The sequence below is a fragment of the Sutcliffiella sp. NPDC057660 genome (assembly GCF_042800035.1).
GTDB lineage: Bacteria > Bacillota > Bacilli > Bacillales > Bacillaceae_I > Sutcliffiella_A.
In genome coordinates, this window is sequence record NZ_JBHVHV010000007.1 from 35,703 (window position 1) to 52,800 (window position 17,098).

Annotated in this window: 15 protein-coding genes; 2 read left to right on the plus strand and 13 right to left on the minus strand. The window is 42.2% G+C overall.

Going from position 1 to position 17,098, the window contains the following annotated elements; all coding sequences use genetic code 11:
• Window positions 1-31: 31 nt before the first annotated feature.
• A complete protein-coding gene (locus ACFVAD_RS09045; RefSeq protein ID WP_386638454.1) occupies window positions 32-775 on the plus strand; it encodes a DUF4397 domain-containing protein in 744 nt (247 codons plus the stop codon).
• 48 nt (window positions 776-823) lie between these two features.
• Here ACFVAD_RS09045 and ACFVAD_RS09050 read toward each other — a convergent pair whose 3' ends face one another.
• The 4 genes from ACFVAD_RS09050 to ACFVAD_RS09065 all read right to left on the minus strand — a co-directional run bounded on the left by ACFVAD_RS09050 (window position 824) and on the right by ACFVAD_RS09065 (window position 3,358).
• A complete protein-coding gene (locus ACFVAD_RS09050; RefSeq protein ID WP_386638457.1) occupies window positions 824-961 on the minus strand; it encodes a YjcZ family sporulation protein in 138 nt (45 codons plus the stop codon).
• 45 nt (window positions 962-1,006) lie between these two features.
• Window positions 1,007-1,099, minus strand: a complete 93-nt coding sequence (locus tag ACFVAD_RS09055; protein WP_224840584.1) for a YjcZ family sporulation protein — start codon at window positions 1,097-1,099, stop codon at window positions 1,007-1,009.
• A 724-nt stretch (window positions 1,100-1,823) separates the two neighbouring features.
• Window positions 1,824-2,417: a YpmS family protein gene (locus ACFVAD_RS09060; RefSeq protein WP_386638460.1), complete on the minus strand. Its 594-nt coding sequence runs from the start codon at window positions 2,415-2,417 to the stop codon at window positions 1,824-1,826.
• Window positions 2,418-2,428: 11 nt separating this feature from the next.
• The gene (locus tag ACFVAD_RS09065) at window positions 2,429-3,358 is read right to left on the minus strand and encodes an SGNH/GDSL hydrolase family protein (RefSeq protein WP_386638463.1); all 930 of its coding nucleotides are present in this window, start codon (window positions 3,356-3,358) and stop codon (window positions 2,429-2,431) included.
• A gap of 88 nt (window positions 3,359-3,446) precedes the next feature.
• Here ACFVAD_RS09065 and ACFVAD_RS09070 point away from each other — a divergent pair, with 88 nt between their 5' ends.
• Entirely contained in the window at window positions 3,447-3,743 is a 297-nt protein-coding gene (locus ACFVAD_RS09070; protein ID WP_386638465.1) for a hypothetical protein, read from the plus strand.
• A gap of 53 nt (window positions 3,744-3,796) precedes the next feature.
• Here ACFVAD_RS09070 and ACFVAD_RS09075 read toward each other — a convergent pair whose 3' ends face one another.
• The 9 genes from ACFVAD_RS09075 to ACFVAD_RS09115 all read right to left on the minus strand — a co-directional run bounded on the left by ACFVAD_RS09075 (window position 3,797) and on the right by ACFVAD_RS09115 (window position 16,986).
• Window positions 3,797-4,405: an SCO family protein gene (locus tag ACFVAD_RS09075; RefSeq protein WP_386638467.1), complete on the minus strand. Its 609-nt coding sequence runs from the start codon at window positions 4,403-4,405 to the stop codon at window positions 3,797-3,799.
• 299 nt (window positions 4,406-4,704) lie between these two features.
• Entirely contained in the window at window positions 4,705-7,494 is a 2,790-nt protein-coding gene (locus ACFVAD_RS09080; protein ID WP_386638470.1) for a VWA domain-containing protein, read from the minus strand.
• Window positions 7,478-9,280 (minus strand): vWA domain-containing protein, encoded by a 1,803-nt coding sequence (locus ACFVAD_RS09085; protein WP_386638473.1) that lies wholly within the window; start codon window positions 9,278-9,280, stop codon window positions 7,478-7,480. The genes ACFVAD_RS09080 and ACFVAD_RS09085 overlap by 17 nt, the downstream gene beginning before the upstream one ends.
• Before the next feature lie 5 nt (window positions 9,281-9,285).
• Window positions 9,286-10,149 (minus strand): DUF58 domain-containing protein, encoded by an 864-nt coding sequence (locus ACFVAD_RS09090; protein WP_386638476.1) that lies wholly within the window; start codon window positions 10,147-10,149, stop codon window positions 9,286-9,288.
• 6 nt (window positions 10,150-10,155) lie between these two features.
• On the minus strand, window positions 10,156-11,163 hold the full coding sequence (locus ACFVAD_RS09095) for an AAA family ATPase (protein WP_386638479.1): 1,008 nt from the start codon (window positions 11,161-11,163) through the stop codon (window positions 10,156-10,158).
• Window positions 11,164-12,753 (minus strand): hypothetical protein, encoded by a 1,590-nt coding sequence (locus ACFVAD_RS09100; RefSeq protein ID WP_386638482.1) that lies wholly within the window; start codon window positions 12,751-12,753, stop codon window positions 11,164-11,166.
• Window positions 12,743-13,612: an ABC transporter permease gene (locus ACFVAD_RS09105; RefSeq protein WP_386638485.1), complete on the minus strand. Its 870-nt coding sequence runs from the start codon at window positions 13,610-13,612 to the stop codon at window positions 12,743-12,745. Before ACFVAD_RS09105 ends, ACFVAD_RS09100 begins: the two co-directional genes overlap by 11 nt.
• Window positions 13,613-14,545 (minus strand): ABC transporter ATP-binding protein, encoded by a 933-nt coding sequence (locus ACFVAD_RS09110; RefSeq protein WP_386638488.1) that lies wholly within the window; start codon window positions 14,543-14,545, stop codon window positions 13,613-13,615.
• Window positions 14,542-16,986, minus strand: a complete 2,445-nt coding sequence (locus ACFVAD_RS09115) for a hypothetical protein (RefSeq protein ID WP_386638491.1) — start codon at window positions 16,984-16,986, stop codon at window positions 14,542-14,544. The genes ACFVAD_RS09110 and ACFVAD_RS09115 overlap by 4 nt, the downstream gene beginning before the upstream one ends.
• Window positions 16,987-17,098: the final 112 nt, after the last annotated feature.

A 17,098-nucleotide genomic window follows, 5' to 3' on the forward strand; every position in this document is an offset into this window, starting at 1 on the left:
TTACCGTCAGGACTTATCCGGAGGTGGAAATATGCATTTTGGTTCCGATTCCTTTACTGAAGCAACAAGATATCAGCTCCTTGCCGATTATTATAAATATTCAGATCCCACGAAACATATTTATTATTACCAAAAACATTATCATCATCTATACAATTGGATTCATCAACAGTCAGTAAGGAATACTCCAAGGAACAATACTTCAAAGGTACGGGTTTTACACGGTGCTCCAAGAACCACCATTGTGGATGTATATATAAATAAGGAGCTGATATTAAAAGGGTTACGCTATAAAAATAGCAGCGAATATCTCGAGCTTCCGGCCGGCTCCTATCAGGTCGAGCTTACAATTACCGATAAACCCTCACAACTCTTGAGCTCGTCTATGATCGACGTAGCACAAGGAAGCTCGTATACACTTGCTGCCTTGAATTCCGATGGAAAAACGATCATTCTACCAATAAATGATGATGAAGAGGTTCCTCCAGGTGAAACAAAAGTCCGTTTTCTGCATCTATCCCCCACTTCTCCTAAAGTGGACATAGCCGTCAAAAAGGGAGATGTCATCTTTTCGGATCTGGAATTTCGGAGCGTGACAGACTATTTACCATTAACACCAATGACCGTCGATCTTGAGATACGCCTTGCTGGTACAAAGGATGTAGTATTGCCCATTAACAGGGTAAATGTAAAGCCTGATTTGGCTTACACCATTGCAGTTGTCGGTCTGCCTGGTGAATCACCAAACTTGGAGGCCATCTTTCTGGTTCCGTAAACAAAGAAATGCCCAGTCCTAGGACTGGGCATTTCATCATTCAAGGTATTAGCACCAAGCAGCACCAACGATAATCAAAAGAATGAATAATACTACGATTAACACGAAAGAACTGCCGTATCCACCAGGGTAACCTGCACCAGCAACTTGACCGTAACCGTAATTGCCGCAACCACACCAACTCATAGCTGTCACCTCCTCTACGTACATTATTTAATCGTCAGCGAGGCATTAGAATCTTAATGCACCTGCACCTACAATCACCAATAAGATAAAAAGAACAACAATCAATGCAAATCCTGTTCCATATCCAGGACCACCCATGCTGTACACCTCCCCCTCTTTCCTAATACTTAATGTATTCATCTATAGTCCAAATGGAAAGGCTGATGCCCAGTTCCAAAAAAATTAGGTATTTTCCCCAATTATAGATGCTAATACAGAATTACCTTTAAATTCCAAATAAAAAGTTGTTTTCGCATTCATTGTTGCCATGTAGATAAAATGTACACATCAAATATAGCCCGTTGATTTCCGCTACGGACACAAGATTCCCCGGGGATGGATGGGAGCCTCGGCTTTGCCTGTGGGGTCTCCCATGCCCTCTACTTTCCCGCAGGAGTCAAGTGTCCTCCGCTCCAATCAACTGACGGGTTAAACATTGTTTGGTTTATGGAAGAGCCTAAAAAAAATTAAAATCGCTATTGATATGAAAAATTGAGTTAAAATACAATTATTGTACCTTTAGTAAGGTAAAGTTTTCACTTTGAGTCACCCCTGTTGGTTGGAGTGCAAGGCGTGATACCCCTGCGGGAGCAGCGTGTCAAGGGAGACCCCGCAGGCGCTTTAGCGCCGAGGAGGCTTCCGAGGCCGCCCGCGATCGCTGCCGCTTGGAACGGAGACCAACAGGGTGTTTAATGTTGACATCATATTTTTAGCCCAGCCCATTTTTTTAAAGCAACAATCTTACCGAAAGGAGCCAACAAAAAAGAAGACAGGAACATGGCAACTGTTCCTGTCTTCTACTCAAATTATTTTATGGACAATTTTAATCTTCAACCGGTACTAGCAGTTTAAATTCTATATCGTCCTTTTCCAGGTCGAATTTGGTGAATTCGACTTTTGCGTCACTGCGAAGCTCCAATTCCTGCAGCGATACATAGATGCTCTGTTCATCAGGTAGAATACTTACCCATGAAGGCAGCGGATAGTTGTCACCCACATACTTAAGAACCATGGAAACGGGTACTTGCAATCTTCCAATGGACATCGAATCCTGTTTTAGATTCACGTCCCCATTCTCCTGTACTTGAGGAATAAATGTCATTGTCAGAGGAATATCTCTTTCAAATACTGTCATTTCACCTCTCAGTTCCACCCTATCCGTCAGTCTGACTTCATAATTCAATGGTCTTTTTGTTTCTTTTTCCAAGTAGTATTCTACAAGCTTATTCAAATCTTCTTTATCAGATCGGATATTAAAGGATACGCGTTGCCTGTCATCCGCTTCTTCCTGGGATAAACGGAGCAGATTGGAATGTTTGGGAAGCAGCACAAGCACAATTGCCAAGCCTGCAACCAGAATATTGATTATTAGTAAGGAAAAAAATGCAACCTTCCAGTTCATCACTCTCTTCACCATGTTTTTCTCTTCTACTCCCTTTCTTGCAGCAAGTTTTCTTCTGAAAGAACCTCTTCATTATATTCAATCACATGTTTGACTATCTCCGCACCTATTAACTGATACCCTTTTTCATTGGGATGAAACTGGTCATCGTCCAACAAGTTTTCATCCGTGTCAAGAAAAAGCTCCTGGATTGGGACGAAAGAGGTTTTTGGATGCTTCTCCAATATGGAAACGGTGGTCTCATTCCAATTGGACACCACTTCATTCATTTCCGGAATTTCCTTGAAGAATTCGTAAAAAGGGTTAAAAAGTCCAACTACGTAAATGGTGCTATCCGGATTGTTTTTTCTTACTTCCGTTATGACAGTTTCCAGTCTTTCCGCATATTCCGCTTGTTCCTTATCGAACAACTCGAAATTCAAATCAAGGAAATTTTCCCTGATCACCTTCATCAGGTCATTCCCACCAACAGTCATAAAAATAACATCTGCACTCTGAAGGGATTCCTGGACCTCGGGCTGCTTTAGTCTTTTTAACAGATGATTGGTCCTGTTTCCTCTTACACCAAGGTTCGTTATGGAAACTTCATCTATATAGGATTTACCCAAATAATGCTCTTTCACAAAAGGAGTAAATCCGCCTTTTCCTGTACTGTCTCCAACGCCTTGTGTCAATGAATCCCCAAAGAAGACCAAATGAAAGGAGCGATCAAAGAAGTCATCGGATACTTCTTCTTTTTCCTCTAGAGTTGTTTGTTTTTGCTTGTTTTCGGCTTGTTCTTCTCTATTGAAGAATAAACCTCCCTCGAAAAATTCTTTTTCTTCTTGGCTTTCCCGTCTTTCTTTAGCTTTTTCAAGCACAATGCTCGAAGAATTTTGTGCACTGCAACTAGACATACTAACAATAACGATTATGAAAAGGCCCAATAGGCCAAAAATGGATAAACTTTTATTCATTACACATTCTCCTCATTAAGTGAACCTTCTTGCTGAGGTCTCCCACTTTATTGAAAGTAAGTAAACCCTATCCTGGATTCATGCACTTATGGGTTTAAAGCAGATAGGTATATTATCACAATTATATACCCTAATAGTGGATGCAGTATATTTTTTATACCATATTACCACTCTTTTTTCAAAAATAGCTGCTCTTACACACGTTAATACTATATTAAATGAAAGGATGAAAAGGATGGATAATAAAACGAATAAAAGTTTGAAAGAAAAGGAAATCCTTGCATGTAATGAGGAGGTTTCGAGGGAATTATTTTCAAAGGAATTACATGTTATTGTGACAGATGGTGTAAAGGCAAGTTTGGAACAGGGGGGAGAGAACTCTTAGAAGTTACTAAAAAATGTCCGGAAAAACGAAAAGTTTTTGCCGGACATTTAATGTTACTGCTCTTGTAGAATTTTAACATGCTCCAATATTTCTTCAAACGGAACATCGAGCCCATCATAGCTCTTTACAATCGTTCCTTCCTGATCTATCAGGTAGATGCTGGTACCATGAACAACCTCTCCACCATTTTTAGGCTTTGCAACTATCGTTTTAAAATTTTCCGGGCCGAATGTTTCAATTTGCTCCTGGGAATAGCCGGTCAAAAAATTCCACTTAGTATAATCCGCTTCAAATTTATTTCCAAATTCAGTCAACTTTTCAGGCGTGTCCACTTCAGGATCTACGGAAAAAGATAGGAAATGAACGTTCAGTCCTTTTTCCTCAGACATTCGCTGTAATTTGGCAAGATTAGCTGTTATCGGTGAACATACTGTCGTACAGCTTGTGAAAATTAAGGAGGCAACAGTTATATCCCCCTTCATATCCTTCAGGCCAAAAGTATTGCCCTCTTGGTTTGTGTATGAGAAATCCCCCAATTCCCAGTCTGTTGCATCCGGAATGCCTTCCTTTCCAGGCGTGCCGCATGATGCCAATAGTAAAGTCATAACAAGAAATATACTAAATAATTTTATTCTCTTCCTCAAACAACTCACCTTTTTCATGAATACTTTTTCTATGTCAAATATTATCACTAAATGGCAAGTGTTAAAAGAAGCTTGCACTCATGTTCATAAAATCAACATATTTTATTTGTGCCGTTAAACACCGCTGTTGATTTCCGCACTAGGCTGCGCTTTCCGCGGGGCGTTTGTGGAGCCTCCTCGGCTTCGCCTGCGGGGTCTCCACTAAACCCTTCCTCCCGCAGGAGTCTTCGCCAATTGCTCCAATCAACAGCTAGTTAATGTAAATAATTTTTTTTCTTCAACAGAACATTCATGTAAAAAAAGATTAACCGCTGGGGTTAACCTTTTCTTTTTCGATTTTTGGCTTTTAATAGTTGTGACATGCGATCTTCTTTGTCGGTGGGACTGCTTTTTTCAGTTGCTGGACGATTCTCCGTATTAGGTTTCTTTGTTGGTTCACTGGAAACGGGTTTCTCTTTCCTGACTTCCTGTTTGTTCAGGATTGTCTTTGGTTTTGCCTTTTTTTGTTCTTTCACTTTTATGGAAGGCAATTTCTTTTCTTTCCTTTCAGCAGGTTTCTTCTTAGGAATAACTTTGCTTTTCAGATAAAAGAAAGGTGACAGTCCGAACCGTCTGATAAAGATCTCCAACAGGAGAAGAAAAAAAGCAAGGATGATGAATGGGCTCCATACAGACTGACTTTGATAAAGGTTCTTGTGCCAAGGTCTGAAAGCCTCGGTTGGTTTCTCCAATATCTTTCCTTTATTAATGGAAGTCAGATTTCCGATCAGCTCCTGATTGACAGGCTTTTGTTCAAACTCTGTTGAATAGGGAACAACCATGCCAGTGGAGTAGGTGTTCACCGTCTCTCCTTGTTCCTCCTGGCTGATATTCAAGAAATAGATTTCCGGCAGGGCAGGAAATTCCAGTTCATACTGCCCGGGCCCTATCAACTTACTTTTTGCTTTCTCTATTATTTCACCCTTGTTGTTCGAAACACTGATAGTAAGTGGGAGGAGCTTATTTTCGGCAGCCTCTACTTTTACGGTGGCCTTTCCACCATCAACACTAGTCTGAATGTCGTAATTTCCTTTTTCATAGGAAGGCAAGGACCATGTGACGATGTCGTTCCAGAAACCGGTCCATTCGCTCCAGATCGGAAAACCTCCGCTCCAGGCACCCGTTACATCGGAGGTCCATGCCACCGTTCTTCCCAAGCCGTAGTTCATCCTTGCAAGGATTGGATCTTCTTTTTCACTACTTATGATCTGCTCAGCCCTCGTCTTCAAGGTGGTTGCAATGTAGCTGTTTATCGGCGGGGTTCCCCCAGAAAAGCGATTGGACCAATCATAGCCGGATGTTACAAACGGAACATGCGGGTTATCTTCAATATAAGTTTTTGTCGTCAAAGCTGTTTCACGCGACAGGATACTCGGTACAGAGCTCGCCTCATATACCTCATAGAATCTCCCGCTGCCATAACCTGCAAGCTCTTCAAGGAGGCTAAGGTCTGCATCTCCACCGATGGCAACAGTGGATAACGTTACATTATTCTCCAGTCCCTCCCCGATCAGCTCTTCATACGCACCATCCGGAGATTGTCCATCTGTAAGCAGAATAATGTGCTTCCTTTTAAGATCTAGATTGTTCAGTTGTTCATAGGCCAGGCTTAAAGAAGGATAAATATCTGTACCGCCGCCAAGTGCAGTGGAACGGATGGTTTCAATCACATCATTTTTGTCCGTTATTGGTGCAGTTTCAACCACAGACCAAGGTTCCGTATCAAATGCAATGAATCCAAAAGTGTCGTCTTCCCTTAATAGCTCTACAGACCTGGCAGCCGCTTCTTTTGCCAGCTCGAATTTTTCCCCCATCATACTGCCTGAACGATCAAGCACGATAACCAGGCCGAGCGAAGGGATTTCCTTTTTACCTTTGACATCCATGTCTACAGGTAGTATCTTTTCGATTGGTGTCTGGAAATACCCTCCCAATCCGTAAGATTCATCTCCACCTGTCATGATGAAACCCACACCAAAATCTCTTACTGCCGTCTCCATCAGGTTCATCTGGGTTTCACTTAAATGATGACCAGATATATTATGAAAAAGGATGCTTTCATAAGCCAGAAATCCTGCTAGATTGGTAGGTAAAAGTTCAGGTTGAATGCGATCAACTCTCCAGCCACTGGAAGTCAGAGCCTGAAAAACGTTCTCTCCTTGTCCTCCCTGATCGACCAGCAGCACTTTCGGTTGCCCGTTGACAGTAGTGATCGAATGAGAAAGATTGTTTTCCACAATTTTATCCTCGATCGGAATAATTTCCGCTTTAAAGGAATAAAGGCCAGGCTCTTTTAAAGGAGTTTGATAGGAATAGTAATTCATCCCTTTGGCTACCACTATCTCTTCTTGAATGACCATTTCATTGTTCTGTGATATCTGCAGTGTTGCAGTCGTATCAAAATTGGAATCAACCGACACCTGAAAAGGAACCGCTTCCCCCTCAAAACCATTTTGAGGAGTAGTAAAGGACTGGATGGAAACATCAAGGACATTTGGCGGCTGAAAGGCCCTGACATCAAATTCGATGTTTTTCGATGAGAGTAGCTGCGCCTGTCTGAGACTGTCTCCATTCGTTTCCACACCATCGGTCAATAGGACAATTCTACCCTTGGAATCTTTCGGAAGGTAACTTGAAGCAAGCTTTATACCGTCCTCCAGATTGGTGAAATTTGTTTCCTCATTGACGGAAACGGTGCTCACTTCAGCTTTTTCACCAGTAAATGAGCGCTCCAGCCTTGCCTTGTCAGCTACAGTTATGATCGCGTATGAATCCTCATCCCCTTTCGCCTCAATGGAACGGTTCAAAAAGTCCAGCATTTCCCCTTCCAACCGTTTGACACTTTCTGATTGATCCAGGACAAATACCGTATGTACCCCTTTTACGGGATAGAGTAGGGACGGTATGACAAGACCAAGGATAATAAGAAAATAGATAAGGCTCCTAAGGCTGAAAATCACATAATCCTTGCTTCTTTTCTGTTTCTTTTTCCGCCAGAATAGCACCAGACTGATGATGACAGGTATCAGGAATAAAAGCATGAGAGGATGTTCAATTTGTAACTGCACGTCTATATACCTCCCATTCCACTAGCAATACAAGTAAGCCCAATATCAGGAATATAAAGGTTACATCCTGTTTTGAAGTGCCTTCGTCCACCCCGGCAGCCTTTGATGAAGATAGGGAATAGCTTTCCTCTGTAGTAATCGATCTCTCTTCATCGTCCAGCATGACCGTGAGTAATTTTTCTGTAGTATTAATGCTCTTTACTTCTTTGAACGTATACAGCCCAGGTTGAACCGGAAGCTGCAGGTTCTGATCAAAATCATCGTATTGAACGACTGTTTCCCCTGTATCATTGACTATTTCCACAGAAGTTGTATCGGATGCAGGTATATATTCAAGCAAAGCGCCAGGCGGGTAATAGCCCATAAGCTCCTGTCCCGCTGTCAGATGCTCGATTGCATTATATAAAAACAAAGGAAAACCTGGGTGCAATGGCCAGTCGCTTGCATCCAGTTCGAACGTCTGAATAATAATCGGATATCCATCATACATTCCCTCAAGCAGTAATGGCATTTTGCCCTTTTGCGCCAATACATTCAATCCTTCAATTTGGGAGCTAAAGGCAGACTGGACAAATACCTTATCAAATTCCACCATTTTTAATAAAGGATGATTCTGATCAAAGCTAACTTCCCCTTCAAGCTCCTCCTTCCCCTCAGAAGAAGTTCCCATGGGAAGAAAAATGAATTTTGGACCAACTGGCCACTCTTCCATAGGTAGCCCTTTAATAAAATGAACGCCTTCCTTATCTTTTGGAACTGGAGACTTGGAAGTAAGGTGAACAACTTGAGAGCTGGCAATTTCCAAAGCCTTTCTTGCGAATGGATGAACAGCCTCGTGAACAAAGATGGTAGACTTGTTTTGATCCAAAAGAAAGGCATACTGTTCATTATCCAATACGTAATGCTTGTCACCAATGATTTCAGCTCGGTAGATCTTTGCTTGTGATAAATTCTCCAAATAAATGGTTTTCGTTTCATTTGGCTCCACGCGCTCTGTCACTTCCACAAGCTTTTCGTCTTCCCCGTACACATTCAAGATGACCTCTCTTTGTTCCTTGCTTACATTTTCTATTGTGGCTACTCCAATAACCTTTTCTCCATTCATACTTACGCCGAAGGTTACTAGGGAGAGGTTCGGATGCTCCACACCAAAATTATGTGCAACAAATCTGGTATTATCATGGAAGGAAATTTCTGTCCCCTTTGATAGATTATCGGAAAACACATGAATCTGGCCCTGCTCCTCCCCCATCAAACTCTTTGCCAATTCGATGGAATCCGTCAGGTTAGCTGCAGAATAGGAAGGAGTCAATGCTTCCAAGTGTCTTCTTATATCCCTTTTGGAGGTTGCCCTCTCCTCCATCACCAAAGGAGTATCGTTTGCCACAATAATCGTTACAGCCTGATCACTTAGCTTTTCCAAGGTATCCAGGGCTTCCTTCTTCGCAAGTTCTAACCTTGTACTCTCTTCACTTGCCAAAGCTGTCATGCTTGCGGATGTATCAAAAATAAAAACGAAATGATCTCCCTCCATTCCTTTTTTCTCGAAGTATGGCTGTACGAGCGAGAAAATGAGAAATAGAAGCGCCAATAATTGCAAATATAATAGAATATGATGCTGAAGCTTCTTCCACCAAGCCTGTGCCTCGAATTCATTCATCCATTCCTGCCATAGAAGCACAGAAGGAATGGGTCTCTTTTCATACTGCTTTCTGAAGAAATACAAAAAGATGACAACGAGCAGAAAAGCGGTGAGAAAAAAATAAAGCGGTGCTGTAAATCCCATTTATATCACCTAATCCAACCTAATGAGGTCATTCTTTTAAAGAGAATATCTTCGACGGATTCCTGTGTGCTGCATGTTAGATAGGAAATTCCTCTTTCAAAACAGAAGCTTTCCAGGGCTTCCATCCTGTTTTTCATTCTCTGCTTATATTGGTTTTTCGTATAGTCTGATATCGTTACGTTTACCTCCTGGTTTGTTTCACTATCCACCAGCATAAAATCGCCTTCAAGGCTAGGATCCACCTCTTCCTGGTCCAGCACTTGTATGAGGTAGATTTGCTGTCTATTTGCCTGTATCAGCTTAAGGACGTGGAAGATGGACTCCAGCGGCTCCATCAGGTCACTGATCACAATGGATATACTGCTTTTCCTTTGCACATAGCCCGCTACAGATTCAGAAAAAAGGGATGTTGATTCCTTGGGACTGAGGTCTTCCACATACTGCATCATTTGAAAAAGATGTGCTTTCCCTTTTCGGTAAAGATAAGGAGACTGCTCTCCATGTACACCAATTACTGAAACCCTATCATCCTGGCACAAACCCAGATAGGCAAATGAGGCAGCAAGTGTTTTGGCCAACTTCCATTTCTCAGGCGCAATGGACATGCTATATGTGCAATCCAGATAAATGGAGGCAATGAGTTCCTGTTCATCTAAATATCTCTTAATATAGTGCTTTTGGGTTCTGGCATAAATATTCCAATCCACCTGTCGCAGGTCATCTCCCTGTTGATACATCCTATAGTCGGAGAAATCATGGGAAGCGCCAAACCGCTTTGATTTTCGTGTACCTTTATGCCAGCTTCTTTTCAGCTTGCTCGCCTGAAGGGAATAGGACTGAAGCTGCTTAGTAATAGATCCATTTAACATTCGCTATTACCTTGCATTCAAACGTTTATCCATGTGGCTGATAACATCTTCCAGTATGGTGTCCTCTTTCACTCCTGAAGCTTCCCCTTCAAAATTCAAAAACAGGCGGTGTCGCAGAACCGGGAAAACAGCATGCTTAATATCGCCTTTGGAAATGTGGAATCGGCCTGAACAGAAAGCCCTTGCTTTTGCCACTTTGATCAAGCTTTGAATACCGCGGGGCCCTACGCCGTAGCGGACAAATTTTCTAACCATTTCACTGGCATTTTCATCTGCCGGATGCGTAGCCATGATAAGGTTTACCGTATAGTCCAGTAGTTCTTTGGATACCAGGATCTCTTTCACGGCACCTTGGATTTTCTGCATTTTCTCAGTATCGAGCAGTTTACTTACCTTATAGGAAGAGGTTCCTGTCGTCCTGTTGATAATCTCATAGAGTTCCTCTTTTTTGGGGTAATCCATGTTTATTTTCAATAGAAATCGGTCCATCTGGGCTTCAGGTAAAGGATAAGTACCTTCCATATCTATAGGGTTCTGTGTAGCCAGAACGAAAAAGGGTGACGCGACCTTTCTCGTTTCCCCCATGATCGTCACGGTCTTTTCCGCCATTGCTTCAAGCAGCGAACTCTGGGTTTTTGGTGTGGCACGGTTGATTTCATCGGCAAGTACTATATTGGAAAAGATTGGCCCCTCGTGAAAGACGAAGGATTGTTTTCCATTTTCATGAATCTCAATCATCTTTGTCCCTGTTATATCTGATGGCATAAGGTCTGGCGTAAACTGAATTCTGGAAAACCGAAAATCCAACACCTCAGAAATGGTGCGGATCAACATCGTCTTTCCGACACCAGGCATACCTTCAAGCAATGCGTGACCGTCCGATACCATCGCCCACAGCAATTGCTGGATGACCTCTTCCTGACCGACGATCACTTTGCTTATTTCCTGTTGAATATCTGATAATGAATCCTGAAAATGCTTTAATTCTTTCTCTTTCTCTTCCAGACTGATCACTTAATTGACTCCCTTCGGATCCATTTCACTAAAATATTTTTTGACGATATCTTCGAGCTTGGATGGCAGATTCATGCGATCCAAGGATTCCCGATAGCTCTTTTCATAGGAAGAATACACTTCATCATAATTGCGGACTTCGCCTTTTAGCACAGGTGAATCCTGTGCATCCTCAAAATTGGATCTGCCTTCTCCTGTTGGCCCTGAGTCCGTTTCCGATAACCCTTCACCTGCAAGATAGGATGGGACAGTAAGCGTCTGTTTTCCAGCGCCTGTACCAGCTGAGGTTCCACCGCCGCCACTTCCTTGACCTTGGCCTTGACCCTGACCTTGGCCTTGACCTTGGCCTTGGCCTTGACCCTGGCCTTGACCTTGACCTTGGCCCTGACCTTGACCTTGACCCTGACCTTGACCCTGACCTTGACCTTGGCCTTGACCTTGACCCTGGCCTTGACCTTGGCCATGACCCTGCTGGCCTTGCGCAGTCTGGGTGGAGGGATTGTTTTGCTTGGAATTGGATAGCGTAAGCTTTGTAGGATTCATTCCTGCCTGCGACATTTTGGCATATTGATTTATTGCTGCAGACTGCAGGGAACTTTGCAGACTTTCAAGCTCTGACATGGAGGCTGTTTCTTGTAGAAGCTTCTCCAGCTGTTCCATTAATGCTGCCAGTTCTTCTGCCGATAATTCCTCCATATCCATATTCTCTTTATCCAGGAGGTTTTCTGCCAACTGCTTCAGCTCTTCCTTTTCCTCTTCGGAAAGATTTTTCGAATTTCCTTTCAGCTCGTCTAGTCTTTTTTGCAGTTCGGCGTTTTTACCGTTTAATGCAAGGTTTGCCAATGAATTCTCTGGACTGTTCTTTGCGATTTCCTTTAATTTTTGTTCTTTTTCTTTTATTTCCTTCAGTTTTTCGTTAAGTTCGTTCTCTTTTTTCATCAGTTCCTTTAAAAGTGCATTGGGATCATCCATTTTTTCCAGCTCTTTTAATTTTTCCAGCTCTTCTTTAACCCCTTGTTTGTCTTTCTCTTTTTCAGCAGCTTTTTTCAACTCTTCTTTCGTTTCCTCGATAATTTCCTGCTCTTTCACGACTGCTTCCGCTTCCAGCATTTTTGCATTTGGCATCACAAGCAGCAGTACTGCTATACAAATGGTTACCAGAGACGTGACCATGACTTTTCCATAGAAATGTGCCAATTTGACATCCCTTATCTCCCTTTCATGCTTCCTGAGATGCTGTAGAGCTTCCTTTCTTTGAAGCTCTGCTAAAAAGGAGGAATCTTCGGCAAAATCAAGTGTAGTGACAAGCCTATCCTCTTTCATTACCTGATCGGAGAACCTGGCTGCATCGTAGGTAGATGGCCTTTTTCTCCAATAAAAGAGGATGGAGATAAAAAAGACAAATCCCCCAAGGATCAATGCTTTTTCAATCATGTATGGTGTTACAATGACCCTTCCGACCAAGACGATGAGGAGAAAAGCGCAGGAACCATAGAGCCATGCCAGTTGTGCTTGCCTTGAAAGCTTCTGGATCCTCAGCTTTTTTCGAATGGAACGAAGAAAAACAATTAATTGTTCTTTATCCTTCATTTTTTCCCTTCCCTTTGCGTGGCTTCATATTTGGACGCAGTTTTCGAATACTCAAAATGACCAACCCGATGGATAATATGATATACGAAATGATGAAACCTAAACCCAAGGATGTTTCCATACCAGTTATACGTTGGAATTCCATTTCAAAACCTGGTTCAAAAGCAAGCATCAATAATACGAATGGATTCAGCATTGCAATAAAATAAGGTGCAGGGTTGACCATTGGTCCTCCCCCAGTGCCACCGAATGAGAGGAAGCTCATTAAAAACATGGTCATTACTGCGGTTCCTGCTGCAAAAAAGAATGCTACTCCATATGTGCAGACCATGGCTACAATCGTTTTCCTGATGAAGGTGGAGAAGAATACCCCAATGCTGCCTAATGTAATCATGGAAAGCAGGTAGATTCCAAACGTCATAAATAAAAGTTTTGGAGAAATACCTCCAAACAGAAACACGATACTGTACAGAGGCAAGCTCGATAAGACAATTAACAATAAAAAAGACAAGGACGATGCTAGCTTGCTTACGATAATGCTTGTGGAGGACTGTTGGGTCGTCAATAGTATGTTCAGGGTCTGCTTCTCCCTTTCACTGCTGATGATCCCCGCTGTAAGGCCAGGTGTCATGAAGAAGATTAGTGCAAGCTGGACAAAAGCCAAAATCATGAACATATTTTTACTATTTTCGGGACGGAACATCCCCATTGAGCTATATCGCGTTTCCATATAGATGAAAAACAAGGCAATCAATCCCAGGACCGCTAAATAAAAGAATATCCCCAGAAAGCTTTTAAAGCTTCGAAACCGTAATTTGAACTCTTTGTTCAACATGGGGTTAATCAGTTGTGACCTCATCTATTCCACACCCTTTGTTATTTCTAAGAAAATGTCTTCCAAATTGGATTCTTCCTGACTGAAGCTTAGTATCATGATGCCTCTTCCAAGAGCATTTTTCAGAAGCTCAACCTGTTCGGCGTCCGACCCTTCGAAAGAGAAGGAGAGCAGGTTTTCCTTTTGTTCATTGATTTGGATGTTGGACACGGAAGGACAATCCTCAAAAAATCGGATGGCTCCTTCCATATTGCCTGTAACAAGAACCTTTAATACCTTGTTTGCCTGCAGCTGCTGATGAATCTGCTCCACCTTGCCAGTTGCCACCAGCTTTCCTCCATTGATAACACCGATTTCATCACACATCTCGGCAAGTTCAGGCAAAATATGGGAGGAAATCATAATTGTTTTCCCCATATTCTTCAGTTCCCTTAGTATCTCTCTCATCTCGATCCTTGCTCTCGGATCGAGTCCTGATGCCGGCTCATCCAGGATCAGTACCTCAGGATCATGTATCAGTGCCCTTGCAAGGCAAAGTCTCTGCTTCATTCCACGGGAAAGCACATCGACATATGCGTCTTTTTTGTCAGTTAAGTTTACTAGCTCCAATAATTGAGGTATCAGTTTCTGCCTTTCCTCATATGGAATTCCGTAACTTGCTCCATAAAAGTCGAGGTATTCATCTGCCCGGAATTGGTCATAAACCCCAAAGAAATCCGGCATATAACCAATGAATTTCCGTACCATTTTTGGATTTTCCGTTACATCATACCCATTCACATACGCAGTTCCGGACGTAGGTGCCAAAAGAGTGGATAGAATCGAAAAAGTGGTCGATTTTCCCGCCCCATTATGGCCGACAAAACCGAAAACAGTTCCCTTCTCCACCTTCAGGTTCAATGAATCCAAAGCTGTGAATTTTCCATACTTTTTTGTAAGATTAACCGTTTCTATCATTGACTTAACTCTCCCTCTAGCTCGATTCCCGGAATTTCCAATTGGTCCTCAAAGTTAACCGGCGCCTTGATGACTAGATCTATGCCGTTTTCATTTGAAATAAAATTCTTTACCTTTTCCTCGATGGTTATGCTGCTCTTGTTTTCTAAAGGGACGAGCTCCTTCGTTTCCTGGTTTACAATGAAATACTCCAGATTAACGTCCCTTGACTTCAGCTTAAGCTTCACTTTATTGAAAAAGTCCCGTTCCTTTGATATCATCTCCGGCAACTGATAGGAGATGGTATAGCTTCCATCACTCACATGGATGAATGGCTCGCCATAATCCAAGCCATTATGGAATATGTTTCCTGACTCACCTTCAGTTACACTCAATTTCGGACTGAACTGCTCTTCTGCAAAACTGAAGCTTCCTGATCCTTCATTTTGAATCGTTACTGGAATTGCCACCAAGTGCAAGGAATGGTTATTAGATTTTTTACCATTAACCTTTGTCCCGAGGAGGTCCTGTGTGATATATCCTACAAGGACAGGCTGATCGGTCCCAGAAAAGATATCTTTTCTGTTCAGTAGCATATCAAGCATTTGAAAACTCTTATAGGATTGGAGTTCCGACTTTTCAATCTGTACAGGTCCCCCGTGCTGGTACATGCTCGCGCCGAAATTAGGGAAGGCATTTGATACTGCTGCATAATTGGGTGAAGCCAGTACATTTGCAATATTTCCTTTTGGTATATCGAATTCAATTTCCTTTGCTTCGCCTGCCTTGATATCCCCCAGTTTCTGAGCGTTTGTTCCTGAAAGTATATGGGCACTCTTCAATTCATAGGCTAGACTGTTCTGGATATTTCCAATCACTTTTCCGTCCTTTACGGTCAATTCGTATTCCAAGGTCCCAAGCTCCACATTATTGACATTTCCCACACTTGTTCGGATGGACCAGTATTCCACATCGTTGAAGGTGATATCTGTACCACTTCCGCCTGCCTGCAAATAGGCATAATTTTTCATCAGATCAATATTATCGTTATAGCCATATGTCACCGGGAAAAAATCTGTCTGCTCATGCTCCGTTTCCACCCGGTATTTGCCGCCACTGTTTGTCAAGATGGATGCCACACCGAATCCGGAAGCGAACTTAGAATCTTTTTCCAATACAAGGATGCTGGATTCATTGATTTGAGTGCCGGAAATTCTATCCTTTGCACCGATTCCGAATACCACTACACTTGTAAATACGGCAATACCCGGGATGATCCACCATGCATGTTCCCGTTTATCTGTTTTCTTTAAAATGAGATAAAGTACAGGAATCAATATAATGAGATAAAGAACAAATGCACCGATCAGCAATGGGACGGAAACAATGGAACCCGGAAATGTCTCACCTATTGCACTCAGCTGATAGGATAGCTCTTCAAGAAGAGGTGCATTATATGTGGCGACATTTTTGGAAGATGCCTTTTGTGCGACACTGTTCCACCATGTACCAACACCATCCCAGTTACTCCACTCAGCATTCGATAAACTGCTTGCTACCTGAGTGACAGTACCAGCTCCGAAAGTTTTCATGATCGTCAATGGTGTTTCACCTTCCTTTACAATCACCTGTACATCATCCTGTTTCATTTCACCAGTAAAAACAGGATGATTTGGAAAAGCGCTCTCGCTGTTGATGGAAGATATATTTGTCTCTTTACTTGGATCAAGCAGAAGGAAATCGGTCAGTTCCCCAAAATCCTGTGTCATGTTGATCTTGGAATCATACACGATGGAACCGCCATTGTTGACCCATTCCATCAATGCATTCTGTTGTGCTGAAGTTAACATAGAAACAGGGAAATCATGTATCATGATGACATCGAACATTTCCAGGCCGAACGATTCGCTCGGAATATGTTCCTGTTTGATATTTAAAAGTTCCATCGATTCATTCTGGTATTTTACCAGCTTCATATAATTTACTGCATCGTGATTATTGCTTAGTACACCTAAAATCAGACGATTATCTGCCATAAAGCGGGGCTTGGCATTTGCATTGCCACTCAAGCTCAATTCCTTGCCATTTTCCACACCGCCATCATAGAAGCTTACTGTATCAGTGGGTTTCCCTGAATGACTATAGGAATACTGGTCTGTACTACCTTTGACTGACAGATCGATAACTTTTGTGCCGCCTGCCTCAAGCTCCACCGGAATGACATAGCTGCCGGCCATATTATATGTAGGACTAGTGAATATGACCAAGTCGCCTTTTACGGCATCACCATTATTCTTCATTTCAATTTTTACAGGATGACCTCTTCCCATTTGGACTTTATTGTCCACCCCATATTCAATTTTCACTTCCAGCTTTGCTTCCGCACTCGGCATTCCTGGAAGTAGAACAAGACATAATAATAATAAGACAATGATTTTTTTGATACTCTCCATATTTCTCAAGTTGCTTCCCCCTATTAATCATAAAAATTTTCTCTTTATATTCTTGATATTTCCATTTTAAAGCAGTTTTACGAGGATAACTATATCTTTGACGAAATAGGTCGTAAAAAGT